We start from the raw sequence: 23842 nt of genomic DNA, 5'->3' as shown, positions 1-23842 counted from the left end.
CTCGGCAGAGTGACGACATGAGTCGACGAACCGAATACAGCACGCGGTACCTCAGTGCCCCGCCGGCCGTCACCCGGGCAGCAATCGCGGGAGCCGCCGGGGCCGTTCCCTATGTGGCGATGAAGCTCTACTGGTCGTGGGGTGGCACAGCGGGCAAGCCCATCGGGATGAATCTCGCCGACGAATTCGCCAAGAACGGAGCTCCCCGGGTTCTTGTGTGGCTGGAGAGGCACGGCATCGACTTCACTGCTGTCGGCGTCATGCTGGGTATCACGTTGCTCGGCGCCCTCACCCGGCCATGGGGCCAGATCGTTCCGCGCTGGATGCCCGGTCTCCGAGGGCGGAGGGTCCCGCGATGGCTGCTGTTGGTCCCCGGCTGGGCCTCTGCGGTGACCCTCGCGCCTTACGGGAGCCTCGGCCTGGCGGTCATAGTGACCGGTGGTCTCTCCACGGCGCACACCGCCGGCATGTCTCCCATGGTGTTCGTCATCGGCTTTCTCAATTTCTTCTCCATCGGCGTGTCCCTCGGCGTGTGCTCCCTCTCCTACCAGCGCCGGACCAAACTGGTCCCCGCGTGCTGAGAAGCCGTTGTTGACGACGAGACCCCGACTGGCGCTCAGTCCTCCGACTCCTCCCACGCCATGCCCGGCTCGCCGGACATGACCAGTTGGCTGACCTCGTGGCCGTCCGGAGTGCGGACCGTCACCCGGTACAGGCCCGTGGTCTTCGTCGTGGCCTCCGCCACGGCCGCCCCGTCCTCCCAGGCCGCCGTCAGGCGCTGCTCGTCCGCCGGGTCTTCGACGTTCGTGATGCCGCACACCAGCCCCGACAGGGTGTCCACATCGCTCAGCCGGACCTTCCACGGCACGCCCGCCTCCACCAGGTCTGGGGTTTCCAGCCCGCAGCCCACGTCCCCCATGGGCGGGCCGAGGTGGATGTCGTCGCGGACGATCTCCACCACCGCGTCCAGCGCCGAGGTGGCCTTGGCCACCGCGCCGTGCTGCAGCGGCAGGGTCGTCGTGACCGGGCCGAGGGAAGCGGACTCCTTGTAGACGGTGCCGTCGCCGCCGACCTCGAAGTACAGGATCCTGCCGGTCGCCCGGTCCCGCAGGATGCTGCGGTCCGAGTTCATCCGCGCCCCGGCCAGGTGGGCCCGGACCTTGCCGTCGCGGATCGTCAGGCTCTGCGGTGTGGGCTGGTTGACCCCCACGACCGTGCGGTGTCCCGGCAGACCGATCCGCCCCAGGTCCCGGTGGAACAGGGCCGACTTCCGGGCCAGTTCCGCGTTCCCGCCGATCGCGGTGACATCACTCGGAGTCAGATGCCGGATGTGGTCTCCGTGGCTGCTGTTGCCGTCGCGGCCCTCGTCCCGGACGCTCTTGTACTGCGGCAGCAGATCGTGCAGGCCCGGCATGTTCGCGCACACGGCCCGGAGCTTGCGGTGGGGGAGACGTACGGGAGTGCCCCGGCCCGAGTTGAGGATCACGGCCGCCTTGACCGCCCCGAGGAACGGCGTGCCCAGGGTGATCACGCCACGGGTGTCACCCGCGAGGTCGGAGTCGAGCGCGGGGTCGAGGGCACTGCGGGTGACCAGTCCGCCCATCGAGTGCGCCACGAAGACGAGCCGGCCCTCGCGCTCGTCGACGCGGTGGCGGCGGGCCCGGTCATGGGCCGGGTGCCGGCGCCACGCACCGAGGTGGTCGCGCGCCGCTTCCGCCAGCAGCCGGCCGTTGGCGGCCACCGGCAGCCGCCAGTCGTACGCGAACTTCAGCACCGCCGCCGGGTCGGCGACACACCCGCCGACGGCCTCGACGAGGTCGGAGTACGGTTCGATGCCCGCCAGGTACGGCGTCCACGCGGAGTGTTCGAGCAGCCCGGTCGCCTTGATACGGCCGGTCTTGCCCTCCAGTTCCTCCTCCGTCAGGGCGAGTGGCTTCAGGCCGCCCGGCAGGGTCCACGCCTTGACGAGCCAGGAGATGCCGCCCAGCCCCCACACATGGGTGTCGCGGGAGGTGTCGTAGAGGGCACTGCCCATGATGCCCGGCACGATGACCACGGCGTCCTGGGTGACGTGCCGGGGTAACCCGCTGTCGGCCGAACGGTCGGATCCGGTACGGGAGTTCCGCGGAAGTTGCTGGTCCATGTGTGTGGAGAATAGGCACCATGGACGGGGAGCGGGGCGGAATCGGCTTGGCTGCTGCGGCCTCCGCTGCCCTCCCGCCGGACCCGGCCGCGGACCCGGCCCCGGCCGCAGCCCCCGACCCGGCCCCCGCCCCCGCCCCGGACACACCCTCCGCCTACGAACACGCCGTCGAGGGCGCCGTCTACGTACTGGCCCTGCAGGACGGCACGGAACCCTTCGCGGAAGCCGTCGCCGACCAGCTGGAAGCGGTCGCCCTGTGGTGGCGTACGGGAGCACCCGCCGGCCCGGGGTTCTCGGTCCTGGCTCCGAAGGACCCCCTGCACCACCGCCACGACGTCGAGCAGTGGCTGCACGGCTCGGGCATCCGCACCGTCGAGCAGGGCACTCCGCTCGTCCTGTTCATCACCGGGCACGGCATCACCTCGCCGGCCGGGAACCACTACGCGCAGCTCATGGACACCGACCCCGCCCGGCTCCCGGCCACCGGTCTGCGGACCACCGAGATGATCGCCGCCGCGCTGGACTCCCTGGCCGACGACGTCCTGGTGATCGTGAACATGTGCGCCTCCGCGGACGTCGGCAGCGAGGTCCTCGCACTCGAACGGGAGCTCGCCGCGGACCGGCGCACCACCGCCCAGCTGAACGTGCTCGTCACCTCGGCCCCGCAACGCAAGGTCCTCGGCAAGGAGTTCGCCCTCACCCTCCGCCGGGCGCACGCCTGGCTGAGCAGCCCGGAATGCGGCATCACCCGCCGCTACCTGACCATGTCGGAGTTCCACCAGGCACTCGTCCACGCGACCAGAGCCATCAACTCCGAACTGCACCGGAGCCTGGAAGGGCCGCGCCCGGTCCTCACGGGCAAGCTCCACGTGCCCACCCTGGCCTTGCCGAACCCCGGCTACCGGCCTGAGGCGGCGACCGTCGCCGAGGCCCGCCGGGAGGTCGCCGTCGCACCGGAGGACCTCGACTACTGGCTGGAGAAGGCCAGCGGCCGCGTCAACGATCTCGACCCCGGCTGGTACTTCTCCGGGCGCAAGCGGCTCAACGCCGACCTGGTCGCCTTCCTCTCCGGACCACCCGGAACACTCGTCGTCACCGGCATCGCCGCCAGCGGGAAATCCGCCCTCCTCGCCCGGGCCGTGACCCTCGGCGACGCCGGCTTCCGGGCCACCCCGCAGTTCGCGGCGGCCGTCACTTACTGTCCGCCGGACACCGTCCCCGAGGAGGGCTCGGTGACCGTGGCGGTCGACGCCCGGCAGAAGGAGCCCCTCCCGCTGCTGCGCGCCATCTGCCGGGAACTCGGGGTGAAGCCGGATCCCACCGCCCCCGACCCGTTGCGCCGGTGGCAGGCCGGGCTCCGCGCCCACCTCCGCACCCCCGGGCCGGTGATCACCGTCGTCGTCGACGCCCTCGACGAGGCGACCGATCCGGCCGGCTGCGTCACCCATGTGCTCGGCCCCCTCGCGGAGGTGACGCCACGTACGGCAGCGGACCCGGGCGCCCCGGCACCCCACGACCCCGACGCCCCGGCCACACCCCGCCGAGGCGTCCGCCTGCTCGTCGCCGTCCGCAGCAGCAGCCCCGCCGACACCGACACGGACACGGACCCCGGCACCGACACCGACCCCGGCACCACCACGGGAACGGCTCTCCTGGCCGGCCTCGAAGCGGCCCTGCCGCGCGTCCGCGTCCTGCGCGTCGACGGCCCGGACATGCGCGACGACATCCACGCCTACGTACGGGCCCTGCTGCACGGCGAGGCCCTGTGGCCGGACACCGACCGGGCGGGAGCCGCGGCCGACGCCGTCGCCGCCGCGTGCCCCCGGTCCTTCCTCGACGCCCGCATCGCGGCGGACCAACTGCGCGCCAGGGGACCGGCCCTGCTGTCCGACGCCCCATGGCTGGGACGCCTCGCGCAGGGCACGATGGGTCTCCTGCGGGCAGACCTGGAACAGGCGGCGGAAGAAGGACTGGCCGAACCCGAAGCGGTCGCCCTGCTCCGGGCCACGGCGTTCGCCCTGGGGCGCGGGATCCCCTGGGGCGAGGTGTGGCCGGCTGTCGCCGCCGCACTGCTCGGCCGGCCCCTCGACTCCGCGGACCACAAGATCCGGACACTGCTGGGCGGCCGCCTGGCGGGGTATCTGACCCATGACACCGAGCACGACCACCGCGTCTACCGGCCGGCCCACGACCGGATGGCCGCGGTCCTGAGGAACTGGCCCGACGAGCCGGACGTACAGGGAGGGGGGAAGGCCGTGACACCTCGGCAAGGACCGACCGACGACGCCCGTGGCGAAGCCGCCGCACAGGACGAGCGGTACGCCGAAGCCGCACACGACGGGACGCGTGACGGGACACACGACGGGACGCAGGACGCGACGCGTGACGGGACGCAGGACGCGACGCACGACCGGACGCGCGGCGAAGCCGCCGCGCACGCCCGCATCGCCGAGGCGCTCGCCCGGCTGGTGGGCCCGCACCCGGCCGGTTCACCCGCACCCTACGTACGCGCCCACCTCGCCCGGCACGCCCGCCTGGGCGGCGTACTCGACGACGAGCACGTGCCCAGGGAGATCCTCCCGTGGGTGACGGGCAGCCCCATCCGGGGGCTGCTCGCCGGACTGCCGGCCGCCGGCGAGCCGGGAGGGGCCGACCGGGCCTGGCTGCTGGCGTGGGCCATGGTCGAGCCGTACCTCGGGCAGGCCGGCCTCCCGTCACGGATCGCCAGCCTCCACCTCGCCCGCGCCGGCATGGCCGGGTCCGCCACCGTGGTCGCCCCGTACGCACGGTTCCCGGGCTCCCCCCTCGTGGTGCTGTGGTCGCAGTGGGCACCGGTCGGGAACGTGCTGGCCCGGACGCCCGGTGTCACCCAGGCGCTCACGGTCCTCCCGGCCGGCGACCGCGACCGGCGGCCCCTGCTCGCCGCCGGGGACGACCGGGGCGGCATCGAACTGGTCGACGCGGTGGAGGGCAGCGCGGCCGGCGAGCGGATCCCGGCCCACGAGGGTGCGGTCTGCTGCCTGACCACCGCGGACCGGCCGGGACAGCCGCCGCTGCTGGTGTCCGGGAGCCGCGACGGCACGGTCCGTTTCTGGAATCCCGGGGACGTTCCCCTCATCGACCAGGTCAACCGGCCCGGCGACGTGTGGATCGACGATCTGGCGGCCTTCACCGACGCCGAGGACGAGGCCGTCGTCCTGTCGGTCAACGGCAACGGCACGGTGGTGCGCTGGCAGGAGCGGTACGGGCCCGAGGAAACGGCGACACTGGCCGGGACGAGGCCGCGGTCCTCGCCCCTGGCCGTGACCACCGTCCGGGGAGAGGACCGGCTGCCGGTGATCGTGGTCGCCGACGGCACCCGGCTCACCTTCCACGACCCCGAAACCTTCGAGGTCATCGAACGCTTCGACCTCGCCAGCGCCGTACGCGTCCTGACGCGCACCACCCGCCCGGACCGCATCGCGGCCGGTCACGCCGACGGAACGATCACCGTATGGGGGCGCACCGGACAGCAGGCGGGCATCAAGGCCGCGGACGATCCCGTCACCGGCCTGGCGGCCCTGACCCATGAGGACGGCCACCTGCTCGCCGCGAGTACCGGCGGCAGCAACGACATCACCGTATGGGAACCCGAGAGCGGCAGGACGGGCGTACTGGCCGGCCACAGCGCCACGGTCACGGCCCTGACGCGCGTCCCGGTGACGCTGCCGGGCCGCCGCACCACCCGCGCGTCCACCCCCGGCACCTCCACTCCCGGCACCTCCACCATCGCCACCACCGCGACCACCGCGACCACCGCCACCACCGCGACCACCACCACCACCGACGTCCTGGCCTCCGCCGCGAGGGACAAGACCCTCCGCCTGTGGAACGGGGACCACCTCACGGCAGCCCTCACCACGCGGCACTCCCCGCGGATCGTCAGCTGTGCCGCCCTGGCCCCCGGGGACGCTCCCCACCCGCCCTGGCTCGCCCTCTGCGGCAGCGGGCCCGGCATCGAGGTCCGGGACACCGCCACCGGCGGTACGGCGGCCACCATCGGTACGACCACACCACCCACGGCACTGACCTGGGGGTGGCGCCCGGAGGCCGGGGGCGCGGGGCGGGACACGGGCAGGCGCAGGACCCTGTTCTGGGCCGAGCCCGGCCACGGCATCGGCTTCTGGGACGCCGGGACCCGGCAGCCCGCGGGCCGTTTCCCGGCCGGCCCCCTGGCGATCCGTTCCCTGGCGGCCTGTGCCACGGCGGACGGCCGCCATCTCCTGCTCAGTGGCGGCGAGGACTTCCGCGTGAGGCTGTGGGACCCGGGGAATCCCGGTACCCCCCTCCACGACTGGCGCGGTCACCGGGAGCGCGTCAACTGCGTGGCGGCGGCCACCGACGGCCGGCAGGACTGGTTCGCCTCCGCCGGCTCCGACGGCACCGCACGCCTCTGGAGCCGCACCGCGGACGGCCCGCTCGGCGAACCGCTCAAGTGCGACCAGGGCTGCCTCCGGGCCGTCGCCCTCAACCCGCGCCCCACGGGCGGCCTCGGCCCGCACCTCGCCACGGCGGGCGACGACGGCCGCGTCCAGCTCTGGGACCTGCACACCCGCACCCGGCTGCCGGGTCCGCCCCTGACCGGCCACACGGCCGAGGTCCACGCCCTCGCGCTGTGGAGCACCGTACGGGGCGATTTCGTGGCCTCCGGATCCTCCGACGGCACCATCAGGGTGTGGAGCGCGGAAGCCGGCGGCGGCTGCCTCCTCAAACTCGCCGTGGTGGGACCCGTGCACCACCTCTCCGCGCACCCCGCGTCCGCCCCGGAAAGCGTCCTCCTGGCCTTCTCCGGCGCGGCCGGCGCGGCCGCGGTCGTACTCGACCTCACAGAGGTGCACCCGCACACGGATTGACGGACGTGCGCCCCCTCAGTCCTTCGTGCGCCCCTGTCTGCTCACGCCGACCGGTTCGCTTCGGTCCGTTGAGGCCACGAAAATGATCGTTCGGCACGTCCCCGGGACTACTACGCCGCATAGTTCCCTTGACGCAGTCCGAGTGCCGATCAGGCGCACCATCGGAGAAACAGACACCGGCCGTCCGGCGGGGGAGCCAGTCTGCCCCGCCGCCCGGCCATGAGCATCACCGGCAGCCGGCCGGCCCCGCCGCCGACCCGCCGGAGCAAGGAGTGGCCGCATGACCAGGGCTTCCACGCTGTCGGACGTCCGTCTGATCCCGGCGCCCGAACGCGGTATCTGGCGCCTGGGCAAGGCCGGCGGACCCTTCAGCTACGACCGGATCAGGGAAGAGGACGCGGGCAGCCCGAGCGGGAACCGCTGGAGTCTGGTCGGCTGCGGCATCCTGTACTGCGCCTCCGAACACGAAGGATGCTTCGCCGAAGCCCTCGCCCCGTTCCGTGTCGACCCCGCCATGCGCGCGATCATCGCCGACGACTGGGCGACCCCCTCCCACATGCCGCCGGGCCGGATCCCCCGCGACTGGACGACCCGGCACACACTCTTCCGGTTACAGCCCGTCAAGGAAGCGCGCTTCCTTGACGTGGACGACGAGGACACGCTGACGGTGCTGAGCCGCGAACTGCGCGACAAGCTGGCGAAACTCAACATCGACCGGATCACCGCACAGCACATCGAGGACAGCACGGACCCGTCGGCGCGCCGGGTCACCCGCCAGATCTCCGCCTGGGCCGAACACCAGAGCACCGGCACCGGCAGCGAAGAGCGCCACATCCACGGCATCGCCTACCGATCGGGACTCGGCAGGTACCAGTGCTGGGCGGTCTTCGAGGGCGTGGAACTCTCCAAAGAGGAATCCAGCCTCGTGTTCCCCGAAGCGGACGCATTGCGCAAAGTCGCTCAGGACTACGCCCTCACGATGCTCTGACCTTCCGCCCTTCCACCACACCGTGCTGTGATCCACGCGACGTTTCGCGCGCGCCGGGGTTGACCACTCGCGTCCACTTGACCGCTCAGAAGTACGACACATCCGGCGTACGCCACCGGAGCGATCCCTGCCCCGAACTCGTCCCACCGGACACTCCGGCAACGCCTTCCCGGCCCAGGTCAGGAGGTGAACGGCGGTATGTGGAACTGGACATGACACATCGTCAGTTCCAGCCCAATACCATCAACCAGGTGGAGTTGGGCAATGATAATGGGTACCTTTGAACTTGGACATCGCCGACGGAGCGTGTGGGGGAAATCATGGTCGGTACCGATACACAGTTATTAGCGCGCTGGTTCCACCTCGCGGTACCACCAGACTCGGCTGTGCAATGTGCGGATGTCGCGGCAGCCACGCGTCGTACGCGTGCCGTCTTCCGCCGCACCGGATCCGGATCCTCCCGTCCGACCGGCAAACACCGATGCTGACCGTCGATTCCATAGCGACGGATCATCCGCCTGCGCGCGTCACGCTTCCCCGCAGAGCGGCAGCACGTTCCTGAAGCGTTCACAGCTCGAGCTGACTCCCACGCCGCCGCAGCCACCGGCACCCCGCATGGCTCCGCTGCGGCAACGGGCATCCGCACACCCGTCGTCTGACACACGACCAGCGACAACGCAGGCGGGAAGTCAGTACAACGAGGGAGACCGCACATGCCTACCGAGACCGACATCCTCGCCGCCGACACCCTCCGCGGCGCAGCCAGCGAAGCCCCGGCGAGCACCAGCGACGTCGCCCGCTTCCTGCAGGACAACCTCGGACCACGCCTGACCGCGCACATCGCGGACATCGGCGACCACGAGCAGGTCGGCAAATGGGCGGCGGGCGAGATCATCCCCCTGCCGGCCTCCGAACAGCGCCTGCGCGCCGCCCTCAGCGTCATCCAGCTCATCCAGAACGCGGAAAGCCTCTACACGGCCCGCGCCTGGATGATCGGCATGAACCCCCAGCTGGAGGACCAGGCGCCGGCCCAGTGCATCGCGGACGGCCGTGAACGTGACGTCCTGGTCGCGGCGCGCGCCTACGTCGACGGCTGCTGACCCCGCCGGCACCCGCCGGCACCCCCTGGCGGTTGTTGACGCCTGTTGACGGCTTCGGCTCCTGACCGCCGACGTCGGCGTTTCGGCCAACGGCGCTGCCTCGCCCGCCCGTTGCGGGGAAAGGGTGGGTGTATCCCGCAGACTCCGGGATCCGCGGCGTACCGGGCTTCGGAGACGGTCCGAAACACATGTGTTCGACAGGACGGACGGGTCGTTGACCCCTGCGACCCATCCGGACGACCGTCTCAGGGGACCGCGTTGACCTCGTTCGACACCCGGAAACAGCCGCAAGCGCCATCACAATCCCAGCCACCACTCCCGTGCCAGCCTCAGCCACAGTCTGAGCCGCAGCACACTGTGCCGACTCCGCCCCCGCCCGCCCCGGCGGAGATCACGTACAGCGGCCACTACTCGGTCAACCCGCTCGCCCGGGTGTCCTTCCGCCGCATGTGCGCCCGCATCCCCGCCGTGCTCGCCCGCATCACCCGGATGTCGTGGCGCACCGACCGCCGCGCCGTACTCCTGCTCCTCGGCTGCCAGGTGATGACGGGAACCTCCGCCGCCGTCGCCCTGGCGGCGACGGCCCGGGCGATGGGACCGGTCCTCGGGCCGGGCCCCGTCGGGGAGCGCCTGCACACCGCGCTCCCGGCACTCGCCGTCCTCGCGACGGCAGCCGCCCTCGCCCGCGCCGCCGGCGCCGTGGCCACGTACGCCGAACGCCGGATCACACCGAAGCTGGCCACGCAGACCGACAGCGCCCTGGTGGAGGCGGTGTGCCGGATGGAGGCGGCCGCCTACGCCACCGACGGCTTCCCCGACCGGCACGAGGCCGCGGAGATGGGCGTGACGCGCACCCACGTCATGGTCACCGACGCCCAGCGCTTCCTGTCCGCCCTCATCCGCATGGTCACCGCCGCCGGCGCCCTGTCCGTACTGAACCCCCTCCTGCTCCCGCTGCTGCTCCTCGCGGTGCTCCCGGCCGGAGTCGGTGCCGTCCTGACCGCCCGCGTCGACTACGAGATCCACTACGCCAACGTGGCCGACCGCAACGTCCGCGGCATGATGCGCTGGTGGGCGACCACCCCGAAGTACCAGGACGAGGTCCGTGCCAACTCCATGACCGACTACATCGTCTTCTGGTACCGCTCCCTGTCCGACCGCTGCGACCGCCGGACCCTGGCCGCCGCCCCGCGCACCCTGCGGATCGCACTGCTCGCCTCCCTCGCGGGCGGTGTCTTCCTGGTGGCCACCTGGGCCGTACTGGCCTGGCTCGCGGTGACGGGCCGCATCGCGATGGGCGTCGCGGCGACCGCCGTCGTGGCCGTCCAGACCACCCTCGCCGCCCTCTCGCAGGTCGTCGTGAACGCCGCCGCGGTCTTCCACACCAGCATCTACCTCGGCGACATGCAGGACTTCCTCGACGAGGCCGCGGCACGCGCGCCCGAGCGGGGAGACCACGCCGTCGACGGACCGGTCGAGGAGATCCGGGTCGAAGAGGTGGTCTACCGCTACCCCGGCAAGGACGAACCCGCCGTTAACGGCATCTCCCTGACGCTGCGCCGGGGCCAGATCCTCGCGATCGTCGGCACCAACGGCTCCGGGAAATCGACCCTGACCCGCCTGCTCACCGGCATCTACCTGCCCGACCGGGGCAGGGTGACCTGGAACGGCACGGACCTCGCCCGGACCGACCCCGAGTCGGCCTGGCGCAGGACCGGCCTGGTCCCGCAGATCTTCGCGCAGTGGCCGCTGCGGGTGCGCGAGAACGTCACCCTCGGCCAGCCCCGTACACACGACGACGGCCGGGTCTGGGACGCCGTGGACGCGGTCGGCATGCGCGAAGCCGTCGAAGACCTGCCCTCGGGCCTCGACACCCTCCTCGCCCGCGAGGTCTTCGGCGGCGCGGAACTCTCCGGCGGCCAATGGCAGCGCCTGGCCTGCAGCCGTGCGCTCTACCGGCGGCCGTCGCTGCTGATCCTGGACGAGCCGACCTCGCAGATGGACCCCCGCGGCGAACACGGGATCTTCGAACAGATCAAGGCGATCGCCGCCGACCGCATCACGGTGGTCGTCACCCACCGGCTGGAGAACACCAGGGTCGCCGACCACATCGTGGTCCTGGAGGGCGGCCGCATCACCGAACAGGGCTCCTACGAGGACCTGGTCCACGCTGGCGGCACCTTCGCCGAGCTCCTGGAACTCTCCCACGACCGCTGACGTGTCCGGCCGCCGCTCCGCGCGCGCGGCCGGGCCTCACTGGTCGCGCCGGTACACGCCGGCGACGGCGAGCACGGCCGCGGCGAGAGCCCACACCGCGTAGACGGTCCACGCTCCGCCGGTGGTCCACGGGAAGGCCGTCGGGGCGTGGCCGACCGCTGTGAGCCGGACCCATGCCTGGAGGGGCATGGCGTGATCGGCCACCGCCGACCAGCGGCGGCCGTCGGTGAGGACCGTGGGCAACACCAGGATGACCAGAACCGAGGCAACCATGGTGGCCGCGGTCCGCCGGATGACGGATCCCAGCGCGAGTCCGGCGAGTGCGCACACCGGGGCGAGGAGCGCGGATGCCAGGACGACGCGCAGGGCGCCCGGGTGGCCGATCGACACGCCCACCTCCCGGCGGTCGAGGATCGCTTGGGTCAGTGCGAACGAGGTGCCCGCTACGAACGCGCCGAAGGCGGTCGTGACCGCCGTGACGACGACGGCCTTGGCCGCCATTACCGAACGGCGGGCCGGGACGGCAGCGAGCGTGGTGCGGATGGTGCCCGTGCTGTACTCGCCGACCATCACGAGGGCGCCCAGGGCCGTGAGGGCGAGAGCCATGACCATGGCGGCGTTCCCGGTGAAGGCTTCCATCAGCGGAACGCCGTCCCGGATGAACTCGGCCCGGTCCGCCGTGTCCCGCTCCGTCCAGTGGCTGTGGGTGTCGTACGCGGTGCCTGCGTTGAACGCGATGACGGCCACGGCGGTGGCCCCGTAGGCGATCCAGGTCGAGCGCAGTGACCGGAGTTTGATCCACTCGGCGGCGACGAGGTCGTGGAACCGGGGGCGCGGTTCGGTGGCTGCGGGTTCGCCGGCGGGTGTCCCGGCCGTCGTGGTCGTGGTCGCGGTCGTGGTCATCGGGACTCTCCTGCGGGGAACCGGACGCTGTCGGCGGTGAGCTCCATGAACGCCTCCTCCAGGGAGGGGGGCCGGGCGTTGAGGTGGTGCAGCGGGATGCGGTGCTCCAGAGCGATCTCACCGATCCGGACAGCGGCCAGGCCGTCGACGGTGAGCAGTTCGCCCTCCATGTGCACCGCGGCGCCCCGGGCCGTCAGGAGATCCCGCAGGAGGACGGGGAAGGCCGTTCCGACCGTGACGCTCTGCCGGGTACCGCGGGCCGAGAACTCCGCGAGGCTCTCGGCCGCGATCAGCCTGCCGCGGCCGATGACGATGAGCCGGTCGGCGGTGTGTTCCATCTCGGACATCAGATGGCTGGAGACGAACACGGTGCGGCCCTCGGCCGCGAGCCGCCCGAACAGGTCCCGCACCCATTTCACGCCCTCCGGGTCGAGGCCGTTGAGCGGTTCGTCGAAGAGGAGCACCGGTGGCTCGCCGAGCAGGGCGGATGCGATGCCGAGCCGCTGCTTCATCCCGAGCGAGAATCCGCCGATGCGTTGCCCGGCGACGTCGGCGAGGCCGACGTCTTCCAGGACCTCCTCCACCCGGCGCTTCGGGATGCGGTTGCTCCGGGCCAGGGCCGACAGCTGCGCCACCGCGCTGCGTCCGCCGTGGACGTCCTGCGCGTCGAGAAGAGCGCCGACATGTCGCAGGCCGCGGGGGCGGTCACGGAAGGGACGGCCGTCGATGGTGACCGTCCCGCCGGTGGGTTCGTGCAGGCCGAGGATCATCCGCAGCGTGGTGCTCTTGCCGGCGCCGTTGGGCCCGAGGAATCCGGTCACCTGGCCGGGCCGAACGGTGAACGTCAGGTCTTCGACGGCTGTCGTGCCGCCGTATCGCTTCGTGAGTTCTCTGGCTTCGATCACGGGAACAACGCTGCCGGTGAGGTGGCCCGCCCGTCGTCGGACCACCGCTGACAAGTGGCGGACGAGACTGTCGACCCTGGTCGTACACCCACGGGCCGATGGCCGGGCACGAGTACGCCGTTACGATCACTGCATGTCCACCTCACCGCCGCTGCCGCTGGTCAAGCGGATACCGCCAGGCCTGTGGACGGCATTGGCATGGTGCGCGGCAGCGGTGCAGGCCGTTGTCGAATTCGTCCTGATGCCGCCACGTCAGGCGTATTCCCTCAGCTATCCGCGGGACGGCCTCGACTCGCTCCGGGCGAGGGCGCTGCTGGCCCTCGCGTTCGTGCTGGTCCTGGCGGGCGCCGCGTTGCTGCGCCGCAGGACCGTGCCGGCGTACGGCTTGGTCATCGTCGCCACGATCGTCTCGACGCTGGCCTGGCGCCAGGACGAGATCCCGCCCACGCAGTTCCTGGCAGTGGATGTCGCCCTCTGCTACGTCGCGGCCACCCGGCCCCGGCGTACCACGCTCGCGGCGGCCGCCGCGGCGCTCGGTGTGCTCGCCGGCTACCTCGCCCCGCGGTTGATCACGGGGAGCGAATCCGGCACCGCTTCCGAACCGTTCATGGCCCTGACGGTGATCATCGCCTGGCTCATCGGCAACTCGGTGCACCAGAGCCGCGCCCACACCGCAGACCTGCACGCCAGGGCTGCCGCGCAGGCCGTGATCGCCGAACGGCTGCGCATCGCACGCGAGATGCACGACACGGTCGCGCACAGCATCGGCATCATCGCTCTGCAGGCCGGCGCCGCGGCCCGCGTGGTCGAGACGCAGCCGGCCAGGGCCCACGAGGCGATGCTCACCGTGGAGAAGGTCGGGCGGGAGACACTGGCGGGCCTGCGGCGGATGCTCGGCACGCTGCGCGAGGCCGACCGGGAGGAGGCGCAGCCGGCCCGCGACCGGCACGGTCCCGGTCTTGGCACGGGGCAGGCGCAAGCGCCTCCGCCGGCGGCCTTCGTCCTGGCGGACATAGAGCGGCTCGCAGCCACCACCACGGCCGCCGGCGTGCGTGTGGACGTGTGGTGGCGGGGCAACTGCCGCCCCCTTCCGGCGGACGTCGAGCTCGCCTCGTTCCGCATCGTCCAGGAGTCGGTGGCCAATGTCGTGCGGCACTCGGGAGCCCGCTCCTGCCGGGTGCGCGTCGACTACCGGGAGGACGAGCTCGTGATCGAGGTCTGCGACCGGGGGAAGGACACCGGCACGGACACCGGCACGGACACCGGCACGGGCACCGGGTTCGGGCTGGCCGGCATGGAGGAACGCATCGCCCTGCTGCAGGGTGGCTTCACCGCAGGGCCGCGCCCCGGGGGAGGCTTCCGGGTGGCTGCCCGCATTCCCGTGCCGTCGGCAGCGGGGAACGAGGCAGAAGCGGGGAGCCGACAGTGACGGCCATCCGTGTCCTCCTCGCCGACGACCAGCCCCTGGTCCGCGCCGCCCTGCAGATGGTCATCACCGACACCACGGACATCGAGGTCGTGGGCGAGGCCGGCAACGGCGCCGAGGCGGTCCGGCTGACGGAGGAACTGGCGCCCGAAGTGGTGGTGATGGACATCCGGATGCCCGGCATGGACGGCATCGAGGCAACCCGCCTCATCACCACGGGCGCCCACTCCACGCACGTCGTCGTCCTGACGACCTTCGACGAGGACGACCACGTCTACGGAGCGCTGCGCGCCGGTGCGTCGGGGTTCCTGGTCAAGGACATGGCCCTGGACGACATCCTTGCCGCCGTCCGTACGGTCGCCGCAGGAGACGCGCTGATCGCACCGGGCGTCACCCGTCGGCTGATCAAGGAGTTCGCCCACCGCCCCACTGCGACACCGCGTCCATGGGTGGAGCTCGGTGGCATCACCAACCGGGAACGCGAGGTGCTCACCCTCGTCGGCAAGGGCCTGTCCAATGCCGAGATCGCCGACCGGCTCTGCATCAGCGTCGCCACGGCCAAGACCTATCTGACCCGGTTGCTCGCCAAGCTCGATGCCCGCGACCGGGTACAGCTCGTCATCCTCGCTTACGAGGCGGGCCTGGTGACGACGTCCCGGTGAGCAGGCTCCCCGGCCGCCCCGACCGCCCCGGCCGCCCCGGCCGGGTGCCGGTGCCCGTTTCCGTGCCCGTGTCCGCGCGCCGTCCGTCAGCCCTGCTCGCGCCGAAGTTCCCCGGGCCCTCCTGCCGGTGACGGGCGGTCCCGGTACCGTGGCCGGGAGACCCGTTTGGAGGAGCCATGAGCGCCCAGCCCGAGTACGCGCCCGTTCCACCGCCCGCCCCCGCTCCGACGGCGGCCGCCGAGCTCCTCGTCCGGATCCGGCAGGACCGCCGGGCCGTCCAGTGGGCACCCGCCTTCGAGGCGGACTGGTCGCGGGCACTGGAGAACTCCCGGCACAGTTACAGCCTCAGCCCCCTCCACGACGTCGTCCGTTCCTGGCAGGCGCGCATGGCCGCGGTCCCGGCCGTCGACGCGTTCATCGCCGCCGGGATGGACGACTCCGACGGCGTCAGCCTGGACGACGTACTCGGGGCACGACCATGAGCACCTGGCCGGCCCGGCTCTCCCCACAGGCCGCGAAGGCGCTCGCCACGCTGCCCGGGCACGCGGCCGAAATGGTCCGCGACGTCCTCGACATCGCCTCCCGCGGCCCGTGGTCCTTCCCCGCCTTCGACAGCCGCGACCCCGAAGGCGAAGACCTCCGCTCCGCCTCCGTCGGACAGCTCACCGCCGTCTACTTCATCAACCGGCCCCTCGGCCGCCTCTACGTCATCGACATCGTCTGGCTGGGCTGACCACGGGTCGGGTCCGGCCGTGCCGGGCCCGACCCGTGGTCACGGCCGCGGCCGCGCCCGCCGTGGCTGCTGCGGGGTCAGCAGGTGATCGTGCCGCGCCGCAGGGCGTGGCCGCCGTCGTTGGCGTCGTCGGCCCAGTACACCGGCTTGGAACCGGAGACGCACTCGTCGGAGCCGGCCAGGGCGAAGCCCTCGTTGTTGTAGTTCGGCATGCCGCTCGGCCGGTTGTGGACGGCGGTGGTGGCGAACGCACCGGAGGCGTTGACCTGCAGGGTGCGGTGCTGGCCGCCGCACGTGTCGTCGCAGACGGCCCACAGGCGTGAGGCCTGCGGCTCCCACTGGAGCTCCATCACCCCCGCCATGCCGCTGCTGACGGTGGCCACGCGGGTGAAGGCGCCCGAGTCCTGCAGGACGTAGCCGTGGACCGTGCCGCCCTCGACGCCGACGAAGAACACCCCGTCGCCGTGGGCGCCGTAGCGGGCCGGATCGTAGGCCGCGGACGTCGAGGAGTCCTTGAAGCCGGCGCCGGTCAGGTAGGTGTCGGGGACCCAGGTGATGCCCTCGAAGCCGAGGTTGGAGCCCACCGCCGGCAGGTCCGCGGTCAGGTTCCACTCCTTGGCGGCGGTCAGCGTGCCGCCGGTGCCGCTCACGTCGTACTTCAGGACGGACAGGCGGCTGGTGCCGGAGGCGTCCCCGTTGCGCTCGGAGGCCACGAACACCCCGCCCGCGGAACCGGCGCCGGTGAGGGTGACGCCCTCGCTGTCGGGTGCGCCGGAGCCGCCCGGGTAGCGCAGGGTCTTGCCGGCCGCCCAGCCGGCGCCGGTGTCAGGGGTCCAGCCTCCGGAGCCGTCCCGGACCAGGCGCCACAGCTTCCCGCTGTTCTGGGCGCCCCACATCACGCCCCCCTCCTGGTGGAGGCCGCTGAGGTCCTGGCCGAACACGTTCGAGGCGTCGGCCGTCACGACGGAGCTGCCGCCCGGCCACGCCACCGGCGTGCCCCCACCGCCGCTGCCGCAGTCGTTGGCGGCGCCGAGGGTGAGCGCGGCGGTCTTGAACGCGCCCGTGCCGTCGGGGCAGCGGGACCACGAGGGAGCGGAGTGCTTGCTCCAGGTGAAGCTGTCCACCAGGGTGCTGCCGCCCGGCAGGTACAGGCGGGCCTTGTCGGAGGACCCCAGCCCGAACGAGCCGTGGACGTCGAAGGCGCGGAACGCTCCCGGAGCGAGGGAGGTCCCGGTGGCGATCCGGTACGAGGAGCCGTTGTTGTCGTCCTTGAGGACCCAGCCCGACAGGTCGATCGTGGCGGTGCCCTTGTTGTAGAGCTCGATCGAGTCCTCGACGCTGCCGGTGGTCACCACCTCGTTGATGCGGATGTCGTCGGCCGGGGCCGCCTGGGCCGGGGCGGCGGTCAGGGCGCCCGCGGCCAGCGCGGGTCCGGCGACGAGGAAGAGGGCGAGGTTGCGGCGCCGGCGGTGTGCGCGCGTTGCGGTCACGGAGTCCGTCCTGGGGGCTGTTGCGGATCAGGGCGGCACGACGGTCCCGGCAGCGCCCGAACGCGGGCCCTCCGCCAAGGGCGCATCCCGTGAACGGTGGCCGAAGCATTCGCGCCGGGCGCGGCCGCGCGGCCGACCGCGGGGCCCCTGGCCGGATCTGTCCCTCGAAGTACCCAACTGCCCCTACTTGCTGGTAACTTCCGCGAGTCGATCTTGGTTCACCCGCAGTTCACCGCACGAAGGAAACACCGTGATACGTCCGCGCCACGCGGCGGTTCCAGCCCTCGCCCTCGCCCTCACCCTGCTCCCGGCCACGGGCGCACTCGCCGCCCCCGCCGGTCCCACCGGCCCCGCCGCCGGCGCCCCCTCCTCCGGCGCCACGCCGTACCTGGACGCGGTCGAGCAGACCCTCCGCCAGGTGTCGCCCGGCCTCGAAGGCAGCGTGTGGGAACGCACCGCGGGCAACCGCCTCGACGCCTCGACCCCCGGCGGCGCGGACTGGCTGCTGCAGACGCCCGGCTGCTGGGGCGATCCCGCGTGCGCCGACCGGCCCGGCACCCGGCGCCTGCTGGAGAAGACCACCGAGAACATCTCCCGGGCCCGGCGCAGCGTCGACATCTCCACCCTCGCGCCCTTCCCCGACGGCGCCTTCCAGGACGCCATCGTGGCGGGCCTCAAGCGGTCGGCGGAGTCCGGCAACCGGCTCGAGGTACGGATCCTGGTCGGCGCCGCGCCCCTCTACCACTCGACGGTCATCCCCTCCCGGTACCGCGACGAGCTGGTGGACAGGCTCGGGCCCGCCGCCGCGCGGAACATCACCCTCAACGTCGCCTCCATGACCACGTCGAAGACGGCGTTCTCCTGGAACCACTCCAAGCTCCTGGTCGTCGACGGCACCTCCGTGATCACCGGCGGCATCAACAACTGGAAGGGCGACTACCTGGACACCGCCCACCCCGTGGCGGACGTGGACCTCGCCCTGACCGGCCCGGCCGCCGGCTCGGCGAGTGCCTACCTGGACACCCTGTGGGACTGGACCTGCCGCAACAAGTCCAACTGGGCCAGCGTCTGGTTCGCCTCCTCCAACGGCGCCGGCTGCATGCCGACCCTGCCGCGCGACACCGCCCCGGCGAACGGCGGCCAGGACCAGGGCGCCGGAGCGGCCCCGGGCACAGGCACGGGCGCGGGCTCCGGCTCCGGCTCCGGCTCCGGCGAAGGCGTACCGGTCGTGGCCGTCGGCGGGCTCGGCGTCGGCATCAAGGACCGCGACCCGTCCTCCCGCTTCGCCCCCGCCCTCCCGACCGCACCCGACACCAAGTGCGTGGTGGGCCTCCACGACAACACCAACGCCGACCGCGACTACGACACCGTCAACCCGGAGGAGAGCGCGCTGCGCTCCCTCATCGCGGCCGCCGAGAACCACATCGAGATCTCGCAGCAGGACATGAACGCCACCTGCCCGCCGCTGCCCCGCTACGACATCCGCCTCTACGACACCCTCGCCGCCAAGCTCGCCGGCGGGGTCAAGGTCCGCGTCGTCGTCAGCGACCCGGCCAACCGCGGCGCGGTGGGCAGCGGCGGCTACTCGCAGATCAAGTCCCTGAACGAGATCAGCGACGTCCTGCGCGCCCGCCTGACCGCGCTCACCGGGGACCCGAAGGCGGCCCGCACCGCGATGTGCTCCAACCTCCAGCTCGCCACGTTCCGCGCCTCCGACCGCCCCACCTGGGCCGACGGGCACCCCTACGCCCAGCACCACAAGCTGGTCTCGGTCGACGGCTCCGCCTTCTACATCGGTTCCAAAAACCTCTACCCGTCCTGGCTCCAGGACTTCGGCTACGTCGTGGAGAGCCCGGCAGCGGCCGCCCAGCTGGACGGCGACCTGCTGGCCCCGCAGTGGCGCCACTCGAAGGCCACCGCCACGTACGACCACGAGCGCGGCATCTGCCAGGCCTGACCGTCAGCGGACCGGCTCCTCGACGGCGCTGGTCCCGCTGCCGTCCTGGGACTCCCAGGTCCACGTCTCCTCCAGACGGAGGCGACCGTCGGGGAGTTCCGTCACCAGTGAGGTGCAGTGCCCGGAGGCGGTGCTGCCGTCGGCACGGAGCTGTACGTAGCGGAAGTCGACGGTGTCACCGGCCCGGGTGCCGACCAGATACCCCCTGACCACGTCCCCGCCGGCGTACTCGGCCCAGATACCGCCCTCCCGCTCGCGGTACTCGAACCGGGTCTGCCGGCCGACCTGGCCGGGGGCCTGGTCGGCCACGGGCACAAAGACGAGTCCGTCGAGCGAGCGTGCCATGTCCGACTCCCGGTTCCTGGTTTCCTGCTGCTGCGTGTGGATACCCGCATCCTGTCAGCCGGGGTGTCGTTGGTCCGCACATGAAGAAGATCATTACGGCCGCCCTCGTGGCCGCCTTCGCCGCTGCCGCCGCCGGCCCCGCCACGGCGGACGAACACCACCACGACTCGCACAACGCGCCCGTCGTGGCGCTCATCAACACCGGGCAGATCGACGACCCGCTGGAGGACGTCCTGGAGCACACGCTGAACTTCGGCGACGGGTACAAGTGGGACTGACCCGTCACGCGCGTTCGCCGGAGCGGCCTTCCCCGGCCATGAAGTGCCAGACCAGCGCATGGCCCAGGACGATCAGTGCGATCAGCAGCAGGGCCTCGGCCTGGAAGGGCTGCAGGCCGATGCGCCCGGCCAGCCCGGGGAAGGCCCCGACGACGGCGATCAGGGCGTAGAGGATCGCGGCGCCCGCCTGCTGCCCGAGGACGAGGCGGTCGCCGTGGGTGCGGGAGAGCAGGCGGCCGGTGCTCAGGCAGCCGACCAGCGCCAGGACGACGAAGGCCGCCTGCCAGATCTCCGGCTGTTCCGCGCCGCCGACCTGGGCGAAGAGCCCCATCAGAGCGGGCAGCAGGAAGGACAGGTAGATGCCGCCGGTGATGCGGCGCAGGCCGGGCTCCCGCATCCATTCCGGATGGCTCTGGACCACGTTCCACCACAGGCCCACCAGGGTGAAACAGGTGGCGGAGAAGAGCGCGTAGAAGGTGTTGACGTCCATGGCTGTCGAGCGTGGCAGCGATGGCGGGGGCGGTGGCCGCCCCACGCCCGGCGATCCCGTTTCCCTGCTGGTTCGGCCGATCCTTCGCCGGAGCCGGTCCGGAGCCGGTCCGGGGCCGGCGACCGGAGCGACCCGGCCGCGGACGGTGACACGAGTTCCGCGTGCCCGCCGGCGGCGGGCGGCTCCGGTGCGTTCCGGGCCGGCACCAGGCCCCCGGTGAAGGGCCGATGAAGCCGCCCGGCACGATGGACTCCACCGGCTCGCGCTTCCGGAGGATGCATGAGGCCGGCAGCTGAAAGGCCAACGGAGCAGGATGGTCGTGGCGTGTGGGCGCCCGCGGGGCGAAAATCGGCGCCGAAACGATACTGCTCCGGCATTGGAGTGAATGGCAGTTCCGCATCGCCCCCTCGTGATGTTTAACCGGCCGACGCGCGCGTACGTCGACGCGTCATTCCGACATCTATAGGAGAGTCATGCGTATCCGCTCCGCCCTGACCGCCTCGTTCATGGCCGCCGGCATCCTGCTGGCCGGCGCCGGCGCCGCCGCCGCCGACGGACACGTGGACATCGACCGCTTCTACGGCGGCCACGCGGCCTACACGTCCAACTGCTCCACCACGGTGGCCGTTCCCCCGCTGACCGGTCCCGCCTACGCCACCACCTGCGTCACCTCGGGCGAGAAGGACTGGGCGAAGGCCGGCCACCTGGGCGCCTGAGCAACCGGCGGATCCGGTCCGCCCGCCCTGCCGCGGTGGTGCTCACCGCGGCAGGGACCACGCGGGCCGGGAACGCCGTGATCCCGGTCAGGCCGGCCTGACCGGCCTGACCGGCGGCACCCTCACCGACGCCCGCCGAACTCCCACTCGTGCACCTCGACGTCGGCGTACCCGTCCACCGTCAGGACGGCACGAGCCGCCCCGGCGTCCGGGGCCCGGACCAGCGCCGCGGTCCCCAGCCAGGTGAGCCCGTCGTCCGACAGCAGCGGCCCGTACGCGATCAGCCCGTCCCGCTCGGCCGGTACCTCGGCGTCGACGGCCCGCCCCGTGCCCCCGGCGGCGCCGAGGCCGAGCACCAGGTACCGGTTCCCGCCGGACCGGCCGCCGGGGAACTCCCACATGGTGCGCCCCAGCAGGTTGCGCCACCGGCGCACCAGCACGTCCCGGTACACCCCGGCCTGGTAGCCGGGCTCGTCGAAGGCGAACGCCCGCGCGGCGGCCGCATCCGGCAGATCGACGATGTGCACGCTGCCGCTCGGCGTCTCGCCGTCTTCCCCGAACGTCGGCCCGCGGGCGATCAGTTCCTTCTCGTACAGGTCCATGTAGGACCAGTGCCGTTCCAGCAGCTCCATGCGCAGAGCTGCGGAACCGGGCCGGTCGCGGTGGTAACAGAAGAACTCCATCCCCCGACCCTCTCCCAACGGCCGACCGCCGATCAACGGATTTCACCCACCGCCGACGGAGACCCGTCTCCCACCGCCCGGACGGAGTGGTGGTTCAGCACGTGCGGGTTCGGTCGATCTCGTAGTCGCTGATGAGCCAGCGGCCGTCGACCGCTACGGCTTTGGCGGTGACCGGCTTGCGTCGCGGTTCCTTCGAGTCGGGCTTGAGGGCCGACTCCCCGGTGGACTTGTACACGGTGTCCGTGCCGCTCGTGTCGCGGCAGTCCGACACCGTGGCGGTCTTGGGATCGCCCGCCAGGTCGATCGCCGTCACCCGGGGACTGATGGAATCCTGGCCGACGACCTTCAACTTGCGCTCGCGGAGCCACTCAAGAGAGACGATCGCGCCGCCGTGGGCCTTGTCCCTCGCGTACTTCCGCAGTTCCGCGTCGTTCAGCTGCCCGGTCTGGAAGGCAGCCGAGGTGACCGTGTGGAAGCCGCGGTACGCGGCGACGACCTGCTGTTCGGCCTGCTCTTCCGCCGACGCGGTGGGTTCGGTCGACACGACGGGCGGCTTCACGGGCGTGGGCGCGGTGCTCTGTCCCGGCTCGGCGGCGGAGCACGCCGTCAGGGAGGCGAGCAGCAGCGCCGGCAGAAGGGCCGCCGATATGCTGCCCGGTCTTTTCGAACCGACAATGCTTGACGCCACGTCATGTCCCCCAATTGTGCACGGCGGTGTCCGATCGTAGATCACTTCGGTGTCGGAGGGACGAGGCGTCCGAGATCCGCCGGACAGGCCCTGGGCCGTGTCCGCAAAGTCTCGCCCGTCCCGCGACGCCCGGCACCGCGCCCCGCGACGTTGTCGGGCACGCCCTCCGGGCGGCCGGCGATCCTTTGCGGTCACAGCACTAGCCGCGCAGAGCCGTCAGGAGTTCGCGTTCGCGTGCCGGGGTCAGGCCCGCTCGGCGGGGGCGGGTCAGGCCTTCCGCGCGTTCCCACCGGAGGAGATCCGCCAGGAGTTCCCGGCGGGGGCGGTGGCGGAGGCCCGCCGCGGACGCCGCCGTGCCCGGGCGGGCGCTGAAGCCGGACCAGTCCGGGTCGGTCAGCCACATGGCCAGGGATTCCTCGCCCATGAACTCGGGCACGTTCTGCGCCAGCAGCCACCGGGAGTCCGCCTCCACCACCGGTCCGCGGTGGCCGCCGATCTCCCGGGACAGGGCCACCCACTCGCCGAACGGAACGATCGGGCCCACCGCGTCGTACGTGCCGGTGGTGCCCCGCTCGGCACAGTCGAGCAGCCATGCGGCGAGGTCCCGTACGTCCACCACCTGGGTCGGCAGGTTCGGGGAGTCCGGTACCAGGAGCGGTGACAACGGGTCGCGGGCCGCCCGGGCCACCCAGTAGCCCGTGCGACCGCTGTGGTCGCCCGGTCCGCCGATCAGTCCCGCCCGGGCCACCAGGAGCCGGTCCTCGACGGCGTTCGCCGAGGCCTCCTCGCAGGCCGACTTGGCCTCGCCGTACTGGTCCCGGCCGGGTTCGTCCTGGTCGGTGGCGGGCAGCAGTCCGGCCGATTCGTCCGCGCCCGGCCGGTCGTGCGAGGCGTACGCGCTGACCGAGGAGACGTACGTCCAGTGGGCCGCACGGTCCGCGAGGGCCGCCAGCGCCCCGCGGACGAAGCGGGGCTGCCACGACACCTCGACCACGGCGTCCCAGTCCTGGTCGGCCACCCGTTCGTACGCCGAGGCCTCGCGCCGGTCCGTGGGGAGCAGCACAGCGCCCTCGGCCACCGCGCCGCTCTCGCCGCGGGCCATACAGGTCACCCCGTGCCCGCGCGCCAGTGCCTGTCGGGAGATCTCCCGGCCCAGCCATGCCGTTCCACCCAGTATCAGGATCCTCATCAGCCCACTCCAGCACAGGTGTCCGGCGAGTTCCGCC

21 protein-coding genes are annotated in these 23842 nt (G+C 72.3%); 12 read left to right on the top strand and 9 right to left on the bottom strand.

The features are described 5' to 3' along the window. The first annotated feature begins 17 nt into the window (after positions 1-17). The gene (locus tag ACGFQ9_RS22895) at positions 18-581 is read left to right on the top strand and encodes a hypothetical protein (protein WP_393576072.1); all 564 of its coding nucleotides are present in this window, start codon (positions 18-20) and stop codon (positions 579-581) included. A gap of 35 nt (positions 582-616) precedes the next feature. On the opposite strand, the gene ACGFQ9_RS22890 is transcribed toward ACGFQ9_RS22895, so the two are convergent. Continuing rightward, positions 617-2143, bottom strand: coding sequence for a hypothetical protein (locus ACGFQ9_RS22890; RefSeq protein WP_393576071.1), 1527 nt, complete (start codon positions 2141-2143; stop codon positions 617-619). 20 nt (positions 2144-2163) lie between these two features. Between ACGFQ9_RS22890 and ACGFQ9_RS22885 the strand changes: the two genes are divergently transcribed. The 4 genes from ACGFQ9_RS22885 to ACGFQ9_RS22870 all read left to right on the top strand — a co-directional run bounded on the left by ACGFQ9_RS22885 (position 2164) and on the right by ACGFQ9_RS22870 (position 11340). Further along, complete coding sequence (locus tag ACGFQ9_RS22885) at positions 2164-7035, top strand: hypothetical protein (protein ID WP_393576070.1); 4872 nt, start codon at positions 2164-2166, stop codon at positions 7033-7035. 280 nt (positions 7036-7315) lie between these two features. Further along, complete coding sequence (locus ACGFQ9_RS22880; protein ID WP_393576069.1) at positions 7316-8023, top strand: RES domain-containing protein; 708 nt, start codon at positions 7316-7318, stop codon at positions 8021-8023. A gap of 713 nt (positions 8024-8736) precedes the next feature. Beyond that, positions 8737-9123 carry an XRE family transcriptional regulator gene (locus ACGFQ9_RS22875; RefSeq protein ID WP_393576068.1) on the top strand — a complete coding sequence of 129 codons (387 nt, stop codon included), beginning with the start codon at positions 8737-8739 and terminating at the stop codon, positions 9121-9123. Positions 9124-9570: 447 nt separating this feature from the next. Beyond that, a complete protein-coding gene (locus tag ACGFQ9_RS22870) occupies positions 9571-11340 on the top strand; it encodes an ATP-binding cassette domain-containing protein (protein WP_393576526.1) in 1770 nt (589 codons plus the stop codon). Positions 11341-11376: 36 nt separating this feature from the next. Here the strand turns inward: ACGFQ9_RS22870 and ACGFQ9_RS22865 are convergent, their stop codons facing one another. Together ACGFQ9_RS22865 and ACGFQ9_RS22860 are read right to left on the bottom strand one after the other, a co-directional pair. Further along, a complete protein-coding gene (locus ACGFQ9_RS22865) occupies positions 11377-12243 on the bottom strand; it encodes an ABC transporter permease (protein WP_393576067.1) in 867 nt (288 codons plus the stop codon). Continuing rightward, entirely contained in the window at positions 12240-13148 is a 909-nt protein-coding gene (locus ACGFQ9_RS22860; protein ID WP_393576066.1) for an ABC transporter ATP-binding protein, read from the bottom strand. The genes ACGFQ9_RS22865 and ACGFQ9_RS22860 overlap by 4 nt, the downstream gene beginning before the upstream one ends. A gap of 133 nt (positions 13149-13281) precedes the next feature. Here ACGFQ9_RS22860 and ACGFQ9_RS22855 point away from each other — a divergent pair, with 133 nt between their 5' ends. From ACGFQ9_RS22855 to ACGFQ9_RS22840, 4 genes are all read left to right on the top strand, one after another. Further along, positions 13282-14577, top strand: a complete 1296-nt coding sequence (locus ACGFQ9_RS22855; RefSeq protein WP_393576064.1) for a sensor histidine kinase — start codon at positions 13282-13284, stop codon at positions 14575-14577. Continuing rightward, positions 14574-15236, top strand: coding sequence for a response regulator (locus tag ACGFQ9_RS22850; protein ID WP_393576062.1), 663 nt, complete (start codon positions 14574-14576; stop codon positions 15234-15236). The genes ACGFQ9_RS22855 and ACGFQ9_RS22850 overlap by 4 nt, the downstream gene beginning before the upstream one ends. A gap of 176 nt (positions 15237-15412) precedes the next feature. After that, a complete protein-coding gene (locus ACGFQ9_RS22845) occupies positions 15413-15718 on the top strand; it encodes a DUF6247 family protein (RefSeq protein ID WP_393576060.1) in 306 nt (101 codons plus the stop codon). Next, the gene (locus ACGFQ9_RS22840; protein ID WP_393576058.1) at positions 15715-15969 is read left to right on the top strand and encodes a hypothetical protein; all 255 of its coding nucleotides are present in this window, start codon (positions 15715-15717) and stop codon (positions 15967-15969) included. The genes ACGFQ9_RS22845 and ACGFQ9_RS22840 overlap by 4 nt, the downstream gene beginning before the upstream one ends. A 77-nt stretch (positions 15970-16046) precedes the next feature. Here ACGFQ9_RS22840 and ACGFQ9_RS22835 read toward each other — a convergent pair whose 3' ends face one another. Continuing rightward, the gene (locus ACGFQ9_RS22835) at positions 16047-17459 is read right to left on the bottom strand and encodes a lamin tail domain-containing protein (protein ID WP_393576056.1); all 1413 of its coding nucleotides are present in this window, start codon (positions 17457-17459) and stop codon (positions 16047-16049) included. 250 nt (positions 17460-17709) lie between these two features. Here ACGFQ9_RS22835 and ACGFQ9_RS22830 point away from each other — a divergent pair, with 250 nt between their 5' ends. Next, positions 17710-19416 (top strand): phospholipase, encoded by a 1707-nt coding sequence (locus ACGFQ9_RS22830; protein WP_393576055.1) that lies wholly within the window; start codon positions 17710-17712, stop codon positions 19414-19416. A 3-nt stretch (positions 19417-19419) separates the two neighbouring features. Here ACGFQ9_RS22830 and ACGFQ9_RS22825 read toward each other — a convergent pair whose 3' ends face one another. Continuing rightward, complete coding sequence (locus tag ACGFQ9_RS22825) at positions 19420-19761, bottom strand: hypothetical protein (RefSeq protein ID WP_393576053.1); 342 nt, start codon at positions 19759-19761, stop codon at positions 19420-19422. A gap of 80 nt (positions 19762-19841) precedes the next feature. Here ACGFQ9_RS22825 and ACGFQ9_RS22820 point away from each other — a divergent pair, with 80 nt between their 5' ends. Then, positions 19842-20039, top strand: a complete 198-nt coding sequence (locus tag ACGFQ9_RS22820; protein ID WP_393576052.1) for a hypothetical protein — start codon at positions 19842-19844, stop codon at positions 20037-20039. 4 nt (positions 20040-20043) lie between these two features. On the opposite strand, the gene ACGFQ9_RS22815 is transcribed toward ACGFQ9_RS22820, so the two are convergent. Further along, positions 20044-20529 carry a hypothetical protein gene (locus ACGFQ9_RS22815; protein ID WP_393576050.1) on the bottom strand — a complete coding sequence of 162 codons (486 nt, stop codon included), beginning with the start codon at positions 20527-20529 and terminating at the stop codon, positions 20044-20046. A 473-nt stretch (positions 20530-21002) separates the two neighbouring features. Here ACGFQ9_RS22815 and ACGFQ9_RS22810 point away from each other — a divergent pair, with 473 nt between their 5' ends. Then, the gene (locus tag ACGFQ9_RS22810; protein ID WP_393576048.1) at positions 21003-21245 is read left to right on the top strand and encodes a hypothetical protein; all 243 of its coding nucleotides are present in this window, start codon (positions 21003-21005) and stop codon (positions 21243-21245) included. A 122-nt stretch (positions 21246-21367) separates the two neighbouring features. Here ACGFQ9_RS22810 and ACGFQ9_RS22805 read toward each other — a convergent pair whose 3' ends face one another. From ACGFQ9_RS22805 to ACGFQ9_RS22795, 3 genes are all read right to left on the bottom strand, one after another. Continuing rightward, entirely contained in the window at positions 21368-21928 is a 561-nt protein-coding gene (locus tag ACGFQ9_RS22805) for a YciI family protein (protein WP_393576046.1), read from the bottom strand. Between the two features lie 94 nt (positions 21929-22022). Beyond that, positions 22023-22616 (bottom strand): hypothetical protein, encoded by a 594-nt coding sequence (locus tag ACGFQ9_RS22800; RefSeq protein ID WP_393576045.1) that lies wholly within the window; start codon positions 22614-22616, stop codon positions 22023-22025. Positions 22617-22815: 199 nt separating this feature from the next. Continuing rightward, on the bottom strand, positions 22816-23805 hold the full coding sequence (locus ACGFQ9_RS22795) for an NAD-dependent epimerase/dehydratase family protein (protein ID WP_393576044.1): 990 nt from the start codon (positions 23803-23805) through the stop codon (positions 22816-22818). Positions 23806-23842: the final 37 nt, after the last annotated feature.

The sequence above is a fragment of the Streptomyces sp. NPDC048603 genome (assembly GCF_043199475.1).
Lineage (GTDB): Bacteria > Actinomycetota > Actinomycetes > Streptomycetales > Streptomycetaceae > Streptomyces.
Note: the sequence above shows the minus strand (reverse complement) of the source record. Positions and strands in the feature narration are given on the sequence as shown.

Bases quoted from the DNA above. Each gene is read 5' to 3' on its own strand.
- ACGFQ9_RS22865 (WP_393576067.1), bottom strand. From the start codon at position 12,243: ATGACCACGACCGCGACCACGACCACGACGGCCGGGACACCCGCCGGC.
- ACGFQ9_RS22845 (WP_393576060.1), top strand. From the start codon at position 15,413: ATGAGCGCCCAGCCCGAGTACGCGCCCGTTCCACCGCCCGCCCCCGCT.
- ACGFQ9_RS22840 (WP_393576058.1), top strand. From the start codon at position 15,715: ATGAGCACCTGGCCGGCCCGGCTCTCCCCACAGGCCGCGAAGGCGCTC.
- ACGFQ9_RS22810 (WP_393576048.1), top strand. From the start codon at position 21,003: ATGCGTATCCGCTCCGCCCTGACCGCCTCGTTCATGGCCGCCGGCATC.
- ACGFQ9_RS22825 (WP_393576053.1), bottom strand. From the start codon at position 19,761: ATGGCACGCTCGCTCGACGGACTCGTCTTTGTGCCCGTGGCCGACCAG.
- ACGFQ9_RS22890 (WP_393576071.1), bottom strand. From the start codon at position 2,143: ATGGACCAGCAACTTCCGCGGAACTCCCGTACCGGATCCGACCGTTCG.
- ACGFQ9_RS22885 (WP_393576070.1), top strand. From the start codon at position 2,164: ATGGACGGGGAGCGGGGCGGAATCGGCTTGGCTGCTGCGGCCTCCGCT.
- ACGFQ9_RS22815 (WP_393576050.1), bottom strand. From the start codon at position 20,529: ATGGACGTCAACACCTTCTACGCGCTCTTCTCCGCCACCTGTTTCACC.
- ACGFQ9_RS22895 (WP_393576072.1), top strand. From the start codon at position 18: ATGAGTCGACGAACCGAATACAGCACGCGGTACCTCAGTGCCCCGCCG.
- ACGFQ9_RS22880 (WP_393576069.1), top strand. From the start codon at position 7,316: ATGACCAGGGCTTCCACGCTGTCGGACGTCCGTCTGATCCCGGCGCCC.
- ACGFQ9_RS22855 (WP_393576064.1), top strand. From the start codon at position 13,282: ATGTCCACCTCACCGCCGCTGCCGCTGGTCAAGCGGATACCGCCAGGC.
- ACGFQ9_RS22875 (WP_393576068.1), top strand. From the start codon at position 8,737: ATGCCTACCGAGACCGACATCCTCGCCGCCGACACCCTCCGCGGCGCA.
- ACGFQ9_RS22870 (WP_393576526.1), top strand. From the start codon at position 9,571: ATGTGCGCCCGCATCCCCGCCGTGCTCGCCCGCATCACCCGGATGTCG.
- ACGFQ9_RS22805 (WP_393576046.1), bottom strand. From the start codon at position 21,928: ATGGAGTTCTTCTGTTACCACCGCGACCGGCCCGGTTCCGCAGCTCTG.
- ACGFQ9_RS22795 (WP_393576044.1), bottom strand. From the start codon at position 23,805: ATGAGGATCCTGATACTGGGTGGAACGGCATGGCTGGGCCGGGAGATC.
- ACGFQ9_RS22820 (WP_393576052.1), top strand. From the start codon at position 19,842: ATGAAGAAGATCATTACGGCCGCCCTCGTGGCCGCCTTCGCCGCTGCC.